Genomic DNA, 4,724 nt, shown 5'->3' with positions numbered 1-4,724 from the left:
ACTTGCTGCTTCTTCGTCTAGAGATTTTAGTTTTTCGTGCATATAGTCTATGCCGTTTTCTTTTAATTCCTGCTCTAGCTTTTCTCTTATTTCATTGTTTGCATTTGATTTAGCAAAATCCATATCGTATATAAGTGAATTTAGGTATAGACCTGTTCCACCTGTTACAATTATGTTTTTGCCTTTTGAATGTATCTCATCTATATACTTTTCGCTTCTAGATTGAAATTCAGATACTGAAAAAGGAATATCTGGAGTGACCTCATCTATCATGTAGTGAACTACTCCGTCCATTTCCTCCTCTGTAACCTTTGCGCTACCTATATCCATGTATTTATATATCTGCATAGAGTCTGCTGATATTATCTCAGCGTCTAGTGATTTTGCCAGTTTAATCGATAAATCGGTCTTGCCAACCGCAGTTGGCCCCGTAAGTATTATAAGTGGTATTTTCTTCATTATATTCCTTCCTCAATTCTCGTATTACTGTATATATTACATAATTCTCTTGAACATCTTTTCTATTTCTTTTTTAGATATCTCTACTATCGATGGTCTACCGTGCGGGCAGGTAAATGGATTTTCGCATTTTTCCATCTTTGAAAGCAGTGAATCTATTTCTTCAAAGTGTATTTTGTCGTTAGCCTTTATAGCTGCTCTACACGCCATGGATGCTATCTTGTCTAATTTTAAATCGTAGCTGCTCTCTAAGTCTCCTATATTGTCGATTATTTGAAATACGAACTTCTCTGACTGAGCCGCTCCGAAAATATTAGGTACACCTCTGACCATAATATGATTATTTCCAAATATCTCGATTTCAAAACCAAATTTCATAAATAAATTTAAATTTTTTTCGACATCTAGCATATCTACACTAGATAGCTCTAGCACGATTGGATCTAGTAACATCTGCATATCTATATTTTGATTTTTGAATTTCTTCATGTACTCCTCGTATAGTATCTTTTCGTGGGCAGCGTGTTGATCTAGCAGGTACATAGAAGTCCCTTTTTCTAGGACTATATAAGTATTTAAAACAGTACCTATTACTTTATAATCGCTAGCTCTAAAACTTGTGTTTTGTGAGTTATCTAGTATTTTATCTAGAGTTTCGTCTTCTATAGGAGATTTTTGCTCTGTATTAGTCTGTTCAAAGGTTAAATTTTCCACATGATAATTTTTGTCTGCGGTGTAACCTTTGTCATTGTAGTAATCATTTTTTTCTTGTTCCTTTTGTTCTTCTAAAGCCTCTTTAAAAGATTTAAAAGTAGATAGATCATTTCTCTCATCTACAGTGTACTCTTCTTTTTTTTCTCTTACATCTAATAAATTAGACTTTTTATCTGCATATCCTTCATTTACATGATTTATAGATTTATTTTTTATATCTTTATTTTCATTTTGTAGATTGCTTTCTAATATATTATCTGTGTGTGATTTATATTTTCCTATTAAGCTGATGTTTAATAATTTGTTTTTTACGATATCCCTTATAGCTATATAGATATCCTTTTCGTTTTGGAATTTAACCTCTAGCTTTGTAGGATGAATATTTACATCTATTTCATTTGGATTTAGCTCTATATTTAAAAAGCATACTGCGAATTTATTTATAGGTATTATTCCTTTATAGCTTTCATTTACGGCATCTAATATAACCTTACTTTTTACATATCTATTGTTTATGTATATGTGCTGTAGGTTTTTGTTAGATCTATAAATATTGTTATTTCCAATGTAACCGTATATTTTTAGTTTGTCGTCTTCGTAGTCTAGCTCGATTAAGTTTTCAGTTATATCTTTGCCGTATATACTTCTTATTACATTTATCAATTTGTCGTCTCCAGGTGTATTTAGCATAAGTTTTGAGTTGTTTATATATTTTAATCTGACTCCTGGATTTCCAATTGCAAGTTTATTTACTAAGTCGCTTATGTTTATAGTTTCAGCATGAGTCGATTTTAAAAACTTAGCTCTAACTGGAGTGTTGAAAAAAAGGTCCTTTACTATTATAGTAGTTCCATTTTTGCATCCTATTGGCTCTTTCTTTACTATTTTAGAACCGCTTAGAACTATCTTTGTACCGACTACCTCGTCTTCTGATTTTGTAGTCATCTCCAAGTTTGAAACTGCAGCTATAGAAGCTAGAGCCTCTCCTCTAAATCCAAGCGAATAAAGGTTGTATAAGTCGTCAATCTTTTGGATTTTACTAGTCGCATGTCTTAAAAAGCACTTTTCAACTTCACTAGATAGTATTCCACAACCGTTGTCGCTTATTTTAATGGATTTTTTTCCTCCATCTACTATATCTATTACTATTTGTGTAGCTCCTGAATCTATTGCATTTTCTAAAAGCTCTTTTACTACAGAAGAGGGTCTTTCTACGACCTCTCCTGCAGATATTTTATTTATTGTTAAATCATCTAAAATATTTATATATTTTCCCATAAAATCCCTCCAAGAGGTTATCTATTTTCCTTAGCTTTTTTCTGTAAATTGTAAAGTGTATTTACACAGTCTATTAAATTCATATTTAAAATATCAAGATTTAAAAGTTCATCTACGACCTCGCTATTTACGTTCATACTTCCAAAAGATAGTTGTGAATCTTCTTCCTTTAATTTAGTATAGCTCGCGTTTAATTTATTATAATCTTTTTTGATTTTTTTATGTTCTTTAAGTAGAGTTTCGTGTTCTAGCTTTAAAGCTTCGAATTCATTTTTTAAATTGTCTTCTTGAATTCTACTTAGTTCGCTCTCTATACTGAAGCTTTCCTTTGGCTCTTCCTCAGCTACCTTTTCTGCCAAAACAGCCTCTACTTTTTCCTTGTCAAAATTACCTGTAAGCACTTCACCGTTGAATATGTGGTTTTTTTCTAAATCCTTTAGTATCTCAGATGAACGCTCTATAACTTCGTCTGGAAGCTTAGCCAGTTTTGCTACATATATTCCATAACTCTTGTCGGCTGGCTGCTCGATTATTTTTCTAAGAAAAATTATATTTTCTCCATCGTCTTTTACTGAGATAGAGTAATTTTTCACCTCTCTAAACTCATTTTCCAAATCTGTAAGCTCGTGGTAGTGGGTTGCAAATAAAGTCTTGCATTTTATATTGCTTTGAATATACTCAACTATCGCCCACGCCAAGCTTATACCGTCGTAGGTAGAAGTTCCTCTACCTATTTCATCTAGTATTACGAAGCTCTTTGATGTGGCGTTTTTAAGTATATGAGAGACCTCGTTCATCTCTACCATAAATGTAGATTGACCTGAAGACAAATCGTCACTTGCCCCGACTCTAGTAAATATTCTATCACATATAGGTATATCTGCGTAATCTGCTGGTACAAATGATCCCATATGTGCCATGAGTACGATTATCGCACTTTGTCTCATATATGTCGATTTACCAGACATATTTGGCCCTGTGATTATATTTATTATATTTTCATCGTCGTTTAGATAAGTGTCATTTGGAACGAAGTTTTCTTCTCCTACTATGCTCTCTACAACTGGATGGCGACCGTTTTTTATATCTAGCTTGTTGCTGTCGTTTATATTAGGCTTTACATAGTTGTTCAAATCTGCAACTGTCGCAAATGAAGTAAACACATCTATATTTGCTATTATCTTAGCCACATTTTGGATTCTATCTATATTGTCGTAGATGTACTTTCTGACACCTACAAATAACTCGTATTCTAGTACGCCTATTTTTTCCTTTGCGTGTAGGATTTTATCTTCTATTATTTTTAATTCCTCTGTTATAAATCTCTCGGCGTTGCTTAGAGTTTGTTTTCTTATATATCCATCGTCTATTTTAGCCGTAGCTAAATTAGCCTTAGTTATCTCTATATAATACCCGAAGACCTTGTTAAACCCTATTTTTAGAGATTTAACTCCTGTCTTTTCCTTCTCGCGGTTTTCGATTTCTTTTATCATGAAGGCTCCGTTTTTAGATACCTCTCTTAGCTCCTTTAGCTCCTCATTGTAATCTGATTTTATTATATTTCCGTCTTTTATAGTTATGCTCGGCTCTGGAAGTATCGCTCTATCTACTAAATCGTAAATATCTTCTAAAGTCTCCATCTTGCCTACATAATTTTTCAATATAGTAGCATCAGATTCTTCGATACGGCTTTTTAGCTCTGGAAGCTTTTCTATAGAATTTTTTAAGTTTATAAGCTCCTTTGGTGTAACTTTTTCAAACGCTATTTTACCGCATATACGCTCTATATCGTACACATTTTTTAAGATTTCTATTAAGTCCACTCTTAGAGAATAATCGTCCTTTATCTCCTCTATTACATCTAGTCTATTTTGTATTCTTCTCTTGTCAACTAATGGCTCCTCTACGTATTTTCTAAGAAGTCTTCCTCCCATTGCAGTAGAAGTTTTATCTAGTACGTGAAGCAGAGAACCCTTTTTCTTTTTAGTTCTTATAGTCTCTGTAAGCTCTAAATTAGAACGAGTAAACATATCTAAAACCATGTAATTTGAAGAGTTGTAGATATTTATATTGTTTATATTAGAAGTTATCTGCTTTTGAGTGTTGTATATATAATTTAATAAAATACATATACTTCTATTTATAAGACCTCTATCGTCGAATTTAACTCTACTCAAATACTCATCTGAGAAATACTCGTGCAATATCTGTTCATCCAAATATTTTTCGTCGAAATTCTCGTTTAAATATATATTAGACAGTGAAGCTATAGC

The 4,724-nt window shown here is 32.5% G+C and carries 3 protein-coding genes; all 3 read right to left on the bottom strand.

Annotation, left to right across the window (positions count from 1 at the left end; all coding sequences use genetic code 11):
- A partial coding sequence (gene miaA / locus MR593_RS02150) for a tRNA (adenosine(37)-N6)-dimethylallyltransferase MiaA (RefSeq protein WP_290686523.1) occupies window positions 1-459 on the bottom strand: 459 nt, incomplete at its 3' end.
- A gap of 36 nt (window positions 460-495) precedes the next feature.
- Complete coding sequence (gene mutL, locus MR593_RS02145) at window positions 496-2,451, bottom strand: DNA mismatch repair endonuclease MutL (RefSeq protein WP_290686520.1); 1,956 nt, start codon at window positions 2,449-2,451, stop codon at window positions 496-498.
- Window positions 2,452-2,468: 17 nt separating this feature from the next.
- The coding region (mutS, locus tag MR593_RS02140; protein ID WP_290686517.1) for a DNA mismatch repair protein MutS at window positions 2,469-4,724 on the bottom strand (2,256 nt) is incomplete at its 5' end.

The organism is Intestinibacter sp. (assembly GCF_022780145.1).
Taxonomy (GTDB): domain Bacteria; phylum Bacillota; class Clostridia; order Peptostreptococcales; family Peptostreptococcaceae; genus Intestinibacter.
Note: the sequence above shows the minus strand (reverse complement) of the source record. Positions and strands in the feature narration are given on the sequence as shown.